Below are 15071 nucleotides of genomic sequence, written 5' to 3'. Positions count from 1 at the left end.
AGATAAAAAAGAAATCTTGTATCTGCGCTACAGATAGCAGAGATTAACACTGATTTTGCAACAATTCCCCGATTGTCTTTCCCAATACCGGATGCACCACGCCTGAAGCAATCTCCGCCAACGGCTCCATCACGAAACGGCGTTCCTGCATCAGCGGATGAGGAAGTTTCAGTTCGGGCGTATCCAGCAAAACGGGAGTACCGTCATCGGCAAAACAGAGCAACAGGTCGATGTCTATCACACGGTCGCTATACACTGCATTGACAGACTTATGCGTACGCCCCATCTCCCGCTCGATTTCCTGCGTCGTTTGCAACACCTCCAAAAGTGCCAAAGCAGTGTCTACGCAGAGTGCGGCATTCAGAAAAGTATTATCGGAAGAAAAGCCCCACGGGGCAGTAGCATAAAAAGCAGATAGGGAAATCACTTCACCTATCTGCTTTCTTATCTTTTGGACGGCCATGCGGAGGTTCTGCTCCTTATCGCCGAGATTGGTACCAAGACTGAAATAAACAACCATAATTACCGATCTGTAATCAGCATCGCATCTCCATACGTACCAAAGCGGTACTCTTCCTTCAATGCCACATTGTATGCCTCCATCACCTGCTCGTAACCGCCGAAAGCGGCAACAATCATCAGCAGGGTACTGAGCGGCATGTGGAAGTTGGATATCATGGCATTGGCCACGGTAAAGTCGTACGGCGGGAAGATGAACTTGTTGGTCCAACCCTCGTATTCCTTCAAATGTCCGTCGGTGCTGACGGTGCTCTCGATGGCACGCATCACGGTGGTACCTACGGCACAGACTTGGCGGTTCAGGTCTTTGGCATGGTTCACAATCCGTACGGCTTCCTCGTTCACAATCATCTGCTCGGAGTCTGTCTTGTGCTTGGTGAGGTCTTCCACATCAATGTCGCGGAAGTTACCCAAGCCGGCATGCAGGGTGATGTAGGCAAAGTCAATACCCTTGATTTCCATACGCTTCATCAGCTCGCGGCTGAAGTGCAGGCTAGCGGTAGGCGCCGTAACAGCTCCTTCGTTGCGTGCAAAAATAGACTGGAAACGTTCGGCATCGTCCGGCTCTACGGGACGGTTGATGATGCTGTGGGGCAGCGGCGTTTCGCCCAGCGCATAGAGCGCCTTCTTGAACTCATCGTGCGGACCGTCGTAAAGGAAACGAAGCGTACGCCCACGCGAAGTGGTGTTGTCGATAACCTCAGCCACCATAGAGTCGTCGTCACCGAAGTAGAGCTTATTGCCGATACGTATTTTACGGGCAGGATCCACCAGTACATCCCACAACCGGAGCTCTTCGTTCAACTCACGCAACAAGAACACTTCAATACGCGCACCGGTCTTTTCCTTGTTACCGTACAAGCGGGCAGGGAAAACCTTGGTGTCGTTGAAGATAAACACATCTTTGTCATCAAAATAGTCCAGAACATCCTTGAACATCTTGTGCTCAATCTCACCCGTCTTACGGTGCAACACCAGCAGACGTGACTCGTCTCTGTACTTCGTGGGGTGCAAAGCTATCTTCTCTTCGGGAAGCTTGAATTTGAATTGCGACAGTTTCATAATTAGTTATGAGTTATAAGTTATTTATTATTTATATCAGTCTGTTTTAGTCATAAGAGGGTATGAGTTATCCGGCAGTATACTACACTTCATAGCAAATAACTCATAACTTATAACTAAATATCTATCTCCTGCGCCTCTATCCACTCTTTAAAATCGAGGGGATTGAGGCAGTCTGCCAGCCGGACGTCGCCTACGCGGGTACGCTCCAGGGCGGTGAGGTGAGCGCCGCTCTGCAGGGCTTCGCCGATGTCACGTGCCAGGGCGCGGATATAGGTTCCTTTGCTGCATACTACGCGTACCTTTATCCACGGTTCGGCAATATCCAGCCCGTCGTCCAGCAGCTCTATCTCGTCGATGACGAGCAACTTGGGTTTCAGCTCTACCTCCTCTCCCTTGCGGGCAAGGTCGTAGGCACGTTTCCCGTTCACCATACATGCCGAGAAGGCGGGAGGCACTTGCTGTATCTCGCCGATGAACTTCTTCAGCGTCTCCTCCACCAGTCCGCGGGTGATGTGCTCCGTGGGATAGGTGGCATCTATCTCATGTTCCAGGTCGTAAGAGGGAGTGGTGGCACCCAACCGGATGGTGGCAACGTACTCCTTCGTGTGATACTGGAATTCCTCAATCCGTTTCGTGGCCTTGCCCGTACAGACTATCATCACCCCCGTAGCAAGCGGGTCGAGGGTACCGGCATGGCCTACTTTCAACTTCTTCTCCTTTATCCGCCGGCAGATGTGGTAACGCGCATGTCCCACAACCTTGAACGATGTCCATCCCAGCGGTTTATTGAAATAGAGGACTTCTCCTTCTTTAAAATTCATTGGCCTCTCCCCTAACCCCTCCCCGGTAGGGAGGGGGATAAAATGGTACAACTTAATATTTTTCTCTTATTGATTTCCGGAGTAATCAGTCTTTCCCCCACACAAGGAGGGGACTTTAGCTTAATATGAGCGTTATGACACCGGCTATCGCGCAATAGATGGCAAAATAAATCAGCTTGCCCTTCTTCACAATATTTATCATCCACTTGCAGGCCAGGCAGCCCGAAACAAAAGCAGCCAGGAAACCTACCACCAGCGAAAGCGTCGGAATATCCCCTGCAACCGCCTCACCTTTCATCATCTTCATTCCATCCAGCAGTGCCTCGCCCAGGATGGGAGGCATCACCATCAGGAAAGAGAACTGTGCCAGCTTCGCCTTGTTGTCGCCCAGCAACAGACCGGTTGCAATGGTACTGCCCGAACGGGAAAGCCCCGGAAGCACCGCGCATGCTTGTGCCAGACCGATGATAAAGGCATCCTTCATGCTGATGTTCTCCTTCTGCTTCGGCTTATAATAATAGGAGAAAGACAGCAGCAGAGCTGTCAGCAGCAGGCAGCAGCCCACAACGACCAGTCCCGAACCGAAAATGGCCTCTACTTCGTCCTTGAAAAATACCCCCACAATGCCGATAGGTATCATGGATACCAGTATATTGATGACGTAACGTGTCTCCTCGTTCATCTGCCACTTGAACAGTCCCTTGAAAATCCAGTCAATCTCTTTCCAGAGTATCACCAGCGTACTGAACACCGTAGCCACATGTACCACTATCGTAAAAGCAAGATTCTCCTCTCCCTCAATACCGAACAATGCCGAACCTATGGCGAGGTGTCCGCTACTGCTCACCGGCAGATATTCGGTCAGTCCTTGAATAAGCCCAAGGATAAGCGCTTCAAACCATTCCAATTTGTTTAAGTTTTTAAGTTCTTGAGTTGCCGGAGGGGCTGTCCGGAAGCTCTGTTACTACTTTCTTTCTGATTATTTTTCAGACGCAGATAACGCAGATGACACGGATTTCTAATATTCCAATCTGCGTCATCTGTGTAATCCACGTCTGAAAGTTTACTCCTCTGCACGACAGCTTTTAGGCTTGCGCAGCACGGCATATATCATGAACACAAACCCCAGCAGGCAAACTACCGGAGCCACCTTGATGCGCCTCACACTAAAAATGTCCGGCTCAAAGGTCGTCGGGGTAGACACGGGGCCGGTCATCAGAAGAAAACCAATGATAACCACCGCCATTCCGATGCCAAGCAGGATAAAATTGGTCTTATCAAAAGCGAATTTCTCTTTACTCATCTATACATTTACTATTTTACTATTTACAATTTACTATTTGGAGGCTGCGATAACAGTACTTTCTCTCTATGCACTTCAAGGCGTTAAATATAATACAGTGTGCTTGCCTTCATCCTCAGATATTTGTTGATGGAAAGCAAAGCGCACAGCCACGTAATAAGTACACCGAACACCAGCACGGCACCCGACACCAGCACCATCACCTCGGGCGTAATCACCTTGACCAACTCCGGTTCGTAGGACACCAGCCAATAGGCGGCTCCCCACAGAATGCTGTCGGCTATGAAAGCGGCCAGCACACCTATCCAGAAATTGCGCCGCAGAAACGGACGACGGATGAATGCCCAGCTTGCTCCCACCAGCTTCATGGTGTGGATAAGGAAACGCTTGGAATATATAGCCAGACGGATGGTGTTGTTTATCAGCGCAAAGGAGATAAACGTCAGTATCACAGCCAGCCCCAGCAGCATCAAGCTGATATTCCTTATATTATCGTTCACGGCATCTATCAAGTCTTTCTGATAGAGCACTTCCTGGATATTGGTATTCTTTTTAATCAGTTTCTCTATTTTGGCGATGCTGTCCGAATTGGCATAGTCGGAATGCAGCTTGATTTCGATGGAGGCAGTGAAAGGATTGTAGCCGAGGAACTCTTGCGGGTCCGTACCCATCGCCTCAGTCTGCTCGCGGAGTGCCTGCTTCTTGGAAATGTATTCCGTCTGCTTCACAAAAGCCTCCTTGTCCAGCCTCTTCTGAAGCTTCAGGATGTCGCTCTCCTTCATGTCGTCACTGACAAGCACGGAGAAACTGATGTTCTCCTTGACGTACACGGAAAGATTATGAGCCGCGAGCACAAAGAATACAACCAGCCCCAACAGCAGTAACACCAGCGTCGTACTGATGCTGGACGTAATGAACTGCATGTCAAAATAGGATACCGAGTTATTCTTTCCTTTCATTATATCAATTATAAGTTACGAGTTACAAGCTACAAGTTATGTAAATCAGTCGCTATTAATCATTAATCCCTAATCCCTTTTCTCACCCTTTCTTCCTGAACACGTAAATCATGGAACTGCTGCGTTCCTTCTTCACCAACGCGCTGAACCAGGCCAGTGTACCGGTCACCATTCCCCGCAGGAAAGTACACGAGTGCCTCATGTGCTTTTCTGTCAGCATGGAGACGTAGAAGGCATCGAACGGCATGGGATGCCGCTCTGCCATGATGAAGCCATGCTTGGAACCGAATTGCTGGATGGTGCCCGGTGTGAAGTGCCACAAATGGCGGGGCACATCGTAGGCAGCCCAGTAAGCCCCGTATTTCTTTGCATCGAAGGAAGAGCAGTTGGGCACAGCTACAATCAGCACCCCCTTTTCAGTCAGCAGGGAGTGCAGGGTTTCCCACGTTTCGTTAAGGGGTTCCAGATGTTCCATGACATGCCATAGGGTGATGACGTCGAAACTGCCCGGTGCAAAATCTTTCAATGCCGTATGGGGTTTCACATCCAGATTGAAGTGTTCTTTGGCAAAGGCACGCGCCTGCGCACTCTTTTCCACAGCTTCCACCTGCCAGCCGCGACGCTGCATGGCATCGGCAAAGTAACCGGTCCCCGTACCCAAATCCAGCAGGCGGCCCTCCTTGCGGTGTGCTTCACGGAACACAAGGCGTGCCTTGCGTCCCAGCATATAGTTGCGCACCCAATGGTACACGGAGTTCATCGCCCCCTTGCGGGTATCGGTATGTGAAATGTAATCAGGAGTTTCGTAGTAACGACCGATTTCAGCCTCCACGGGAAAGTCTTGTGTGAAAAGGAAACCGCAATCCCGGCAGCGGCACAAGTGGAACATTTCGCCCGAGGCATAATGGTCTACACATGTCAGGGCACGCTCCAAATGCGTTCCACCACATAACGGACAAGCTTTTATAGTGAGTTTATTCATCGAACGTTCTGCCAATAAGGAAGTGCAGCCCGAATGAAACAGACCACACCATACCTAAATTTGGTGCAAAATAACAAATAAAAAGTGATTTATAGGGTTTCCATTAAGGAGATTTAAGAAAACAAACGCTTGCTCCGGCCAGCTGGCGGAACGAATGACCAACTGTTCGATATTAAGCGGACAACTGTCCGATAATGAACAGTTTTCGAAAGCATCTATTCATTGATTATCAACAACTTAAATCTTTGGCATGGGAATTGACTATAATTAGGCGAAGGCGTTTGAGAAAAAGATTAGTTGGAATGCAACTTTTTAATCGGGAACAACGTCTAAAAGAAACAGAGTAAGTAACAACAATTAAAAATAAAGATTATGAAAACTACAAATTTATTCAAGGCAGTCGCATTCGTAGCAATGACTATCGTAAGCGTTATGAATACAGAAGTGAAAGCTCAGGAAAACAACTTCATCACCAATGAAGAAGTGAAAAACGAATTAGTAGTTGCCAAGACCATCTTTAAGCAAGACGGTGCACAACTTTACCGGCATATCCGTTATGAATACTCTTATGACGACCAGAAACGCCTGACCTGCAAGGAAGCCTCCAAGTGGGACGGTGCAAAAGACGAATGGACACCTTACTTTAAGATGACATACCAATATGGCAATGATGAAATCACCATGTCCTACGCACGTTGGAACGAGTCTCACAAGGCTTATGACAAAGACATGAAGAAAAGTGTGTATGAATTGAACGATGAAAACATGCCGGTAGCTTACAAACTCTACAATCAGGACGCGCCAAAGTCCGAATTGACCCTGGTAAGCTACAACAGGACTGACTACGTAGCGAATATTCTGGCCATGGCAGAATAAAATTTAAAGTTTATAATATGAAAAGCACGGGCCGTGAGGCTCGTGCTTTTATTCTATATACCGGTGTCATCATACTGATGTCATCGAGACTTTTCTATCCCGTCAGCCGGCTACCTCTTCTCCTTTCAGCGTAGCCGAACTGGATTCGGTAACCTTCACCATCACAAAATCGCCCACACGGTGCGTGCCACGGTCAAACACCACCACACGGTTCTGTTCCGTACGGCCGAACAACTGGTCGCGGCTGCGTTTGGAAACACCTTCCACCAGCACCTCGTACGTCTTGCCCACGCAACGGGCATTCGCCTCGGCAGAGAGACGGTTTTGCAAGGCGATGATTTCATTCAGACGGCGAATCTTCACCTCCTCGGGCACATCGTCCGGCAGGTACTTGGAAGCATGCGTACCGGGGCGTTCGCTGTACTTGAACATGAAGGCGGAATCGTATCCGCACTCCTCCATCAGCGAGAGGGAAAGCTGGTGGTCCTCCTCCGTCTCACTATGGAAACCGGAGAATATATCCGTAGATAAGCCACAATCGGGGATGATGCGGCGGATGGCTGCCACGCGGTCCATATACCACTCGCGGTCGTACTTGCGGTTCATCAGCTTCAGGATGCGGCTGCTCCCACTCTGTACCGGCAGGTGGATGTGCTTACATACGTTGGGCATGTCGGCAATGACCTGGAGAGTTTCGTCGCTCATGTCTTTAGGGTGCGAGGTAGTGAAACGGATACGTACGCCCGGCGCTGCCTCTGCCACGGTGCGCAGCAGCATTGGGAAAGTAATCGTCTCTCCGTCCGGCTTCTCGAAGCGGTAGGAATTGACGTTCTGTCCCAGCAGGGTGACTTCCTTATAACCCTTTGCCACGAGGTCGGCCACTTCATTGAGGATGCTTTCCACATCACGGCTACGCTCACGGCCACGGGTGTAGGGAACGATGCAGTAAGTACAGAAATTATTGCACCCACGCATGATGGAGACGAAGCCGGAGATGTGGTTTCCGCAAATGCGCGAGGGGATGACATCCCGATAGGTCTCTGTGGTGGAGAGCTCCACGTTCATTGTTTTCTCACCGGCCTCTACCGAGGCAATCAGTTCGGGCAGAGTAAGGTAGGCATCCGGCCCCACCACCAGGTCCACATGATGGTTGGTGATTAAGTCGTCCTTCACACGCTCTGCCATACAGCCCAGCACACCCACTATCAGGCCGCGTTTCTTCTTCTTGAGCGAGTGGAAGAACTCCAGACGGTTCAGAATCTTCTGCTCCGCATTGTCGCGGATGGAGCAGGTGTTCATAAACACTGCATCGGCTTCCTCCAGGGTGTCGGCCACCGAATATCCCGCCATCTGCATGACGGATGCAATCACTTCACTGTCGGCCACATTCATCTGGCAGCCGTAAGTCTCGATAAACAACTTCTTGTTGTCATCAGCAGTTGCAGATTTAAAGTCTGCTCCCGTTACTTTTTCCATAATCAGTTCGTTTAAAATCAGTTTATATCATAAGTTGGTATCTGTCATTCGGAGCGCAAAGATACTTCTTCCCTCCCAATAAACGGATGAAATGAAAGAAAAATGCCATTACAAGTTGTCAATCTGCGCCTTATCAGCTAATTTATGTTAAGAGAGCAAACATTTTCCGAGTGTTAATTTGGCATAGAGCAAATTAATTCACAAATTTGTGGAATGAAAGAAACATTAGATTTTTTCATAGTTAAGGTTTAGGTTAAAAAAATTAAGGGGAGCTGTGAAGCTGCCCTTTTTTATTACCAATTCCTTGGCTGTAATCAGATTAAATAATTAACTTTGCCCAAAAGCAAAGATAAGAGATAATTGCACTATCTTTGGGTGGAAAATCAAAAAGAATATGGAAGATGTCTTCAAGTTTCTGTTAGTTGCGGCTGTCATAGTAATCGGACTCGTCAAGCAGTTTAAGAAAGAAGCAAATAAAAATGCTGACAAGAGTCCCGACATACCTATGCCCGACGTTGACAACCCACTGCCCGAATACTGGGGCGGAGATACTTACGGAGGCTTTATTCCCGAAGGCCCCAAGCCGGCAGAAAAGCCCAAGCCGGTATCCAAACCGTCTGCCAAATCCAAGCACACTTCCATAAAGGCTTCCCCTCCCTCCCCGGCATCCCGTCCGCAGGAATCCGATGAAGTAACGTCCGAATACGGCATCCACTCGGCAGAAGAAGCGAGGAAAGCCATCATCTGGTCAGAAATACTTCAACGGAAATATTAAAGACAGTCGATAATTGCAGAACCAATTACGAGCCCCTTCAGAATCTTTACACGAAAAAATAACTATTTATATTATGGCACTCAATTACATTTCGGCAGCAGAAGCTGCGAGCCTCATCAAACATGGCTACAACATCGGCTTGAGCGGATTTACCCCCGCAGGAACAGCCAAAGCCGTTACGGCTGAATTAGCAAAAATCGCGGAAGCAGAACATGCAAAAGGAAACCCGTTCCAGATAGGTATCTTCACCGGTGCTTCTACCGGAGATTCCTGCGACGGTATCCTTTCACGCGCCAAAGCTATCCGCTACCGTGCTCCTTACACCACCAACGCCGATTTCCGCAAAGCCGTGAACAACGGTGAAATAGCCTACAACGACATCCACCTTTCACAGATGGCTCAGGAAGTCCGTTACGGTTTCATGGGAAAAGTGAATGTTGCCATCATCGAGGCATGCGAGGTTACTCCCGACGGCAAAATCTACCTGACGGCAGCCGGCGGTATCGCTCCGACTGTCTGCCGCCTGGCCGACCAGATTATCGTGGAACTGAATGCCGCCCACAGCAAGAACGCCATGGGCCTGCACGACGTCTACGAACCCCTCGACCCTCCTTACCGCCGCGAAATCCCCATCTACAAACCGAGTGACCGTATCGGCCTGCCCTACATCCAGGTAGACCCGAAAAAGATTGTCGGCGTAGTGGAGACCAACTGGCCGGACGAGGCACGTTCGTTTGCCGCCGCCGACCCGCTGACCGACAAAATCGGACAGAACGTGGCCGACTTCCTTGCCGCCGACATGAAACGCGGAATCATTCCGCCTACCTTCCTGCCGCTGCAATCCGGTGTGGGCAACATTGCCAATGCCGTATTGGGTGCTTTGGGACGTGACAAGACCATCCCGCCGTTTGAAATGTACACAGAAGTCATCCAGAACTCCGTTATCGGACTTATCCGCGAAGGCCGCGTGAAATTCGGCAGCGCCTGCTCACTGACCGTAACGAACGATTGTCTGGAAGGCATCTACCAGGATATGGACTTCTTCCGCGACAAGCTGGTGCTCCGTCCGTCGGAAATCTCCAACAGCCCGGAAGTGGTGCGCCGACTCGGTGTTATCTCCATCAACACCGCCATCGAAGCCGACATCTACGGCAACGTGAACTCCACGCACATCGGCGGAACCAAGATGATGAACGGCATCGGCGGAAGCGGTGACTTCACCCGCAATGCCTATATCTCCATCTTCACTTGTCCGTCCGTTGCCAAGGAAGGTAAAATCTCGGCTATCGTACCGATGGTTTCGCACATGGACCACACGGAGCATGACGTCAACATCATCATCACCGAACAAGGTGTGGCCGACCTCCGCGGCAAGAGTCCGAAAGAACGTGCACAAGCCATCATCGAAAACTGTGTCCATCCGGACTACAAGAACATACTGTGGGATTACCTGAAACTGGCCGACGGCAAGTCACAGACTCCCCATGCCCTGCGTGCCTCACTGGCTATGCACGCTGAGCTGGCCAAAAGTGGAGACATGAAGAATGTAGACTGGGCACAGTATAAATAAGACATTCATACATCACCCAACAAAGAGGGCTGCCCCGGAATCACTTCCCGGACAGCCCTTTCTTCACATATAAAGTGAAGATGCAGAGAGAGTAGTATGATGACACTCTATTCCTGACCTCCTCCTAACGCCTTGTAGAGGTTAATCAGGCTTTGTATTTCAGAGAATTGGTTGGCCGTCTGCGACAGTTGCGCACTGAGCAAGTTTTGCCGGGCGGTAAGCACTTCCAGATAGGTGGTGTTGCCATGTTCCATCAGCAGGGAAGTGCTGCGGGCAGCCGTCTGCAAGGAAGCTACCTGCTTGTCCAGCAGTTCGCTTTTGGAACGGCTTGTCTGCCAGGCAGTCAAGGCGTCGTTTACCTCGCTGCCTGCATTCAGCAATGTCTGCTGGAAGGCAAGGGAAGCCTCCTCCTGTTGGGCACGGGCTATGCGGTACTGCGCAATGACCTGCCCGCGGGCAAAGAGCGGCTGCGTCAGCGAACCTACCGCCGAAGCCACGAACTTGCCGGGATTCACAATCATCGAACCGGCGGAGTTGGTCCAGCCCGCACTTCCGCCCAACGTGATGGAAGGATAGAAAGCGGAACGCGCCGCATTGGTTCCGTAGAACGCCGCTTCCAGTGTCCGCTCGGCCGAACGGACATCGGGACGGCAGGAAAGCATCCGGACAGGAATCCCTATGGAAAAGTCTGCGGGGAACTGCTGCTCGGCCAGCACACCGCGTTCATAACGGCGGGGTGTCTCTGCCAGCAACAAAGCAAGGCTGTTCTCCACTTGGTTTATCTGCTCTTCCAAATCGAGCACGGAAGCCTGCACCTGATAGTAGGCAGCCTCCATCTGCGAAACTGCCGACTCATCAGCCATGCCCGCATTCATCAGCGCACGGGTAGAAGCAACGGTTTCCTTCCAAGTCTCTTCCGTCTGCCTGGAGATGGCAAGTTGTTCGTCCAGCATCAACAGGGTATAGTAGGTATTGGCTATCCCGGCAATGAGCTGGGTGCGCACCGCTTGGCGATAGTCCCGGCTCTGCGCATAGAGCGCCTTCGACTGTTTCTTGGCATTGCGCATGCGGCCGAAAATATCCAGCTCCCAACTGGCAGTGACGGGCAGCGAATAGGTCTGTGTGGCCTTGCGGCTGTCAAAGCTGCTCACCGTGCCCTGCGGCGCAAGGGCAAAGGAGGGCAGGAAGGCAAGCTTTGCGGACAGCAGGGTAGCTTCGGCTTCCTCCACGCGGAGCTGTGCCGACTGGTAGTCGGTATTGTTCTGCAACCCTTGTCCGATGAGTGCCTGCAGATGTGGGTCGGTGAAAAGCTCGTGCCAGTCCATGCCGCCCAGGCCAAGGTCCAGGCTGTCTTCGGTGGCAGCCGGAGAACCGGCGAGGCTCTCCGTAAAAGCTGCCATTTCTTCCCCATAGAGGCCGTCGGGGACCTCGGTAGCGGGTTTGTATTTGGTGTACACGCCGCAACTGCTGAACAGCAAACCGGCGGCGGACAATAGGATGATATGTTTCTTCATTGTTCCAATCTGTTTTTATTTTATTTTCCTCAATCTTTCGCCCGTTCTGCCTCACTCTTCTGCTTTTCAAGCAATACCTGCATATCGGCTTCTTCCTCCATTGGCGGACGAACCTTCTCCTGTAAGTACTCGAAGATGATGTAGAACACCGGAACGACGAAAAGCAGCGCTAGCGTTCCGATGAGCATGCCGCCTACTACGCCCGTACCCAGCGAAGAGTTACCGTTGGCGCCCGCACCACTCGAGAACATCAGCGGAAGCATACCGAATATCATCGTCAGCACCGTCATCAGGATAGGACGCAAACGGACCTGGGCGGCCGAATAAGCTGATTCCACAATGCCCATTCCCTTGCGGCGCCGCTCGATGGCATACTCCGTAATCAGGATGGCCGTCTTGGCGAGCAAGCCAATCAGCATAATCACACCCGTCTGCAAATAGATGTTGTTCTCCAATCCCAGAACCTTGGCAAAGAGGAATGAACCCATCAGCCCGAACGGTACGGAGAAGATGACCGCAAACGGTATCAGGAAACTCTCATAAAGACATGCCAGGATGAGATAGATAAGGAAGATACAGATGGCATAAATAAAGACAGTCTGCGCACCACCAGTATTGGCTTCCTCACGTGCCATACCTCCGTACTCGTAACCGTAGCCCAGCGGCAATGTCTGTTCTGCCACTTCCGCAATCACTTTCTGCACTTCACCGGACGAATATCCTTCCGCCGGATTCACATTAGCGGCGATAGCGCTGTACAGATTGAAACGGTTTGCCGTCTCCGGACCGAGCACCTTGTTCAACGTCACGAACTGGCTGACCGGAGCCATCTCCGTACCGTTGCGCACAAACATATTACCCAGTGCTTGTTCGTCCAGACGATATTCGGGCGATGCCTGCATCATGACGCGGTACACCTTGCCAAACTGATTGTAGTTGGAAATATAGGCACCGCCGCAATAGCTGCCCAATGCGTCGAGCACCGCACCCGGCGAGATACCCGCACGCTTGCACTTGGCAGCATCCACATCTACCGATACCTGCGGGAAATTCATGGCATAAGAGGTATACGCCATAGCCACTTCGGGACGCTGGTTCAACGCACCCAGAAACTGTATCACTGCCTCGTAGAACGTAGCCATGTCACCACCCGTTCTGTCCTGTAGGTTCAGCTCCAGGGAGTTACCCATACCATAGCCCGGAATCATACCCGGCTGGAAGCTGAATATCTGTGCCTCCTTCACACCGTAGAACTGTGCATTGAGACGGGCCACCACAGCGTCGGACGTGTGTTCGCTCCCCTTCCGCTCGCCCCAGTCCTTCAGACGGATGATGATGGTACCGTAGGAAGTGCCCTGACCGGACATCAATCCGTATCCTGCCACCTTGGAATAGTGTTCTATCTCGGGAGTGTTTTTCAGGATGTCCTCCAGCTTGTTCATCACCTTCGTGGTTTCTTCCAGCGTGCTTCCCGGAGACGTGCTGACGTTCACCATGATGACACCCTGGTCCTCCTGCGGCACAAGCCCCGTCTTGGTGGTACTCATCAGGTAAACCAGCAATACGACGGTAGCCGCCAATGAAGTCCACACCATCCAGCGGTGGTGGATGAAGAACATCACACCTTTCTTATATTTGCCCAGCACGGCGTTGAACGAGGCATTGTATGCCGCACGCACCCGTCCGTTGATGCTCTTCGCACTCTTCGTACCGTCCGACGGACGCATCATGATGGCACACAAGGCGGGACAAAGCGTCAATGCCGAAATCATGGAGATGCCCACCGCCGTTGCCATCGTGACACCGAACTGCGTATAGAACACGCCCGAAGTACCGCCCATAAACGTCACGGGGATAAATACCGCCATGAACACGCAGGTACAAGAGATGATGGCCATCGTCACATCGCCCATCGCATCCTTCGTGGCAAGGTAAGGGGACTTGTATCCGGCATCGAACTTGGACTGCACCGCCTCCACCACCACGATGGCATCGTCCACCACCGTACCGATGGCAAGCACCAACGCAAACAGCGTCAGGATATTGAGACTGAACCCCGCAGCCACCAGGCAGGCAAACGTGCCGACCAGCGACACGATAATGGAAATGGAGGGTATAAGCGTACTCTTGAAGTCCTGCAGGAAGAAATACACCACCAGAATTACCAGTATAATGGCAATGACCAGTGTCTCCACCACATTGTGTATGGAAGCGAAGAGGAAGTCGTTGGAACTCATCATCGTCACAAATTCCGTCCCTTCGGGCAGGCTCTTCCTCATCTCGTCTATCTGTGCGGTAATCTGCTTGTTGACGGCGGTTGCGTTGGAGCCTGCCGTCTGGAACATCATGAAAAGTACCGCCGGCTTGCTGTCCATCTCACTGCGGAAACTATAGGTCAGCGTACCCAGCTCCACATCCGCCACGTCCTTCAGACGGAGCACGGAACCGTCACTCTGCGAGCGTACCACCGTGTTCTGGAATTCCTCCACACTCTTCAGACGTCCGCGATACTTCATCGTAAACTGGAACACGTTCTTTGAATTCTCGCCCAGCGAACCGGTAGGCGCTTCGATGTTCTGCTCGCCCAATACGGCGGTCACATCCGAAGGAACCAGTCCATACTGCGCCATCCGTTCCGGTTTCAGCCAGATGCGCATACTGTAGGTATCACCCAGCTCCATTACGTCACCCACACCTTCGATACGTTTGATTTGCGGAATCACGTTGATGTCGAGGTAATTGGCAAGGAACGTCTGGTCGTAGCGCCCGTCGGTGCTCACCAAAGCGCCGATTTGCAGGAAGCTGGTCTGCCGCTTCTGGGTAGTCACACCGATTTTCGTCACTTCGGCGGGCAGCAGTCCCTGCGCCTTGGATACGCGGTTCTGTACGTTCACCGCAGCCATGTCGGGGTCCGTGCCCTGCTTGAAATAGACTTGTATGGTGGCAGAACCGGCATTGGTGGCGGTAGAGCTGATGTACATCATGTTCTCCACACCGTTGATGCTCTCCTCCAACGGCATGATGACACTGTTCAGCACGGCTTCGGCATCGGCACCGGTGTAGTTGGCACTGACATATACCGTAGGAGGTGCAATGTCAGGATATTGTTCCACCGGCAGCGTAAAGAGCGAAATGAGCCCTATCACCAGAATCAGTACGGAGATGGAGATAGCCATCACCGGCCGTTTTATAAATATGTTTCCTTTCATCT

General features: G+C 51.4%; 13 protein-coding genes. 3 read left to right on the top strand and 10 right to left on the bottom strand.

Features of this window, described 5'->3' with window-relative positions; all coding sequences use genetic code 11:
* Positions 1 to 43: 43 nt before the first annotated feature.
* From folK to DW039_RS15835, 7 genes are all read right to left on the bottom strand, one after another.
* Positions 44 to 520, bottom strand: coding sequence for a 2-amino-4-hydroxy-6-hydroxymethyldihydropteridine diphosphokinase (gene folK, locus DW039_RS15865; RefSeq protein WP_117681561.1), 477 nt, complete (start codon positions 518 to 520; stop codon positions 44 to 46).
* Between the two features lie 2 nt (positions 521 to 522).
* Positions 523 to 1581: a tRNA preQ1(34) S-adenosylmethionine ribosyltransferase-isomerase QueA gene (queA, locus tag DW039_RS15860; protein WP_005825296.1), complete on the bottom strand. Its 1059-nt coding sequence runs from the start codon at positions 1579 to 1581 to the stop codon at positions 523 to 525.
* A 116-nt stretch (positions 1582 to 1697) separates the two neighbouring features.
* Positions 1698 to 2405: a tRNA pseudouridine(55) synthase TruB gene (truB, locus tag DW039_RS15855; RefSeq protein ID WP_005825294.1), complete on the bottom strand. Its 708-nt coding sequence runs from the start codon at positions 2403 to 2405 to the stop codon at positions 1698 to 1700.
* 115 nt (positions 2406 to 2520) lie between these two features.
* Positions 2521 to 3312 (bottom strand): undecaprenyl-diphosphate phosphatase, encoded by a 792-nt coding sequence (locus tag DW039_RS15850; protein ID WP_005825291.1) that lies wholly within the window; start codon positions 3310 to 3312, stop codon positions 2521 to 2523.
* Positions 3313 to 3468: 156 nt separating this feature from the next.
* Positions 3469 to 3708: a DUF3098 domain-containing protein gene (locus DW039_RS15845; RefSeq protein WP_005833999.1), complete on the bottom strand. Its 240-nt coding sequence runs from the start codon at positions 3706 to 3708 to the stop codon at positions 3469 to 3471.
* A gap of 83 nt (positions 3709 to 3791) precedes the next feature.
* On the bottom strand, positions 3792 to 4667 hold the full coding sequence (locus DW039_RS15840) for an ABC transporter permease (protein WP_005833998.1): 876 nt from the start codon (positions 4665 to 4667) through the stop codon (positions 3792 to 3794).
* A gap of 82 nt (positions 4668 to 4749) precedes the next feature.
* Positions 4750 to 5649 (bottom strand): bifunctional 2-polyprenyl-6-hydroxyphenol methylase/3-demethylubiquinol 3-O-methyltransferase UbiG, encoded by a 900-nt coding sequence (locus tag DW039_RS15835; protein WP_057089640.1) that lies wholly within the window; start codon positions 5647 to 5649, stop codon positions 4750 to 4752.
* Between the two features lie 372 nt (positions 5650 to 6021).
* Here DW039_RS15835 and DW039_RS15830 point away from each other — a divergent pair, with 372 nt between their 5' ends.
* On the top strand, positions 6022 to 6525 hold the full coding sequence (locus tag DW039_RS15830) for a DUF3836 domain-containing protein (protein ID WP_008662312.1): 504 nt from the start codon (positions 6022 to 6024) through the stop codon (positions 6523 to 6525).
* A 102-nt stretch (positions 6526 to 6627) separates the two neighbouring features.
* Here the strand turns inward: DW039_RS15830 and miaB are convergent, their stop codons facing one another.
* Positions 6628 to 8001, bottom strand: coding sequence for a tRNA (N6-isopentenyl adenosine(37)-C2)-methylthiotransferase MiaB (gene miaB / locus DW039_RS15825; RefSeq protein WP_120382132.1), 1374 nt, complete (start codon positions 7999 to 8001; stop codon positions 6628 to 6630).
* Positions 8002 to 8395: 394 nt separating this feature from the next.
* Between miaB and DW039_RS15820 the strand changes: the two genes are divergently transcribed.
* Both DW039_RS15820 and DW039_RS15815 read left to right on the top strand, forming a co-directional pair.
* Positions 8396 to 8776 carry a hypothetical protein gene (locus DW039_RS15820; protein ID WP_005825277.1) on the top strand — a complete coding sequence of 127 codons (381 nt, stop codon included), beginning with the start codon at positions 8396 to 8398 and terminating at the stop codon, positions 8774 to 8776.
* Positions 8777 to 8849: 73 nt separating this feature from the next.
* Positions 8850 to 10346 carry an acetyl-CoA hydrolase/transferase family protein gene (locus tag DW039_RS15815; RefSeq protein WP_120382131.1) on the top strand — a complete coding sequence of 499 codons (1497 nt, stop codon included), beginning with the start codon at positions 8850 to 8852 and terminating at the stop codon, positions 10344 to 10346.
* Between the two features lie 107 nt (positions 10347 to 10453).
* Here DW039_RS15815 and DW039_RS15810 read toward each other — a convergent pair whose 3' ends face one another.
* Positions 10454 to 11860: an efflux transporter outer membrane subunit gene (locus DW039_RS15810; protein WP_117704085.1), complete on the bottom strand. Its 1407-nt coding sequence runs from the start codon at positions 11858 to 11860 to the stop codon at positions 10454 to 10456.
* Between the two features lie 29 nt (positions 11861 to 11889).
* The gene (locus DW039_RS15805) at positions 11890 to 15069 is read right to left on the bottom strand and encodes an efflux RND transporter permease subunit (RefSeq protein ID WP_005825274.1); all 3180 of its coding nucleotides are present in this window, start codon (positions 15067 to 15069) and stop codon (positions 11890 to 11892) included.
* Between the last annotated feature and the right edge of the window lie 2 nt (positions 15070 to 15071).

Source organism: Bacteroides sp. AF39-16AC, assembly GCF_003602735.1.
Lineage (GTDB): Bacteria > Bacteroidota > Bacteroidia > Bacteroidales > Bacteroidaceae > Bacteroides > Bacteroides uniformis.
This window is presented reverse-complemented; position numbering and strand designations above follow the sequence as displayed.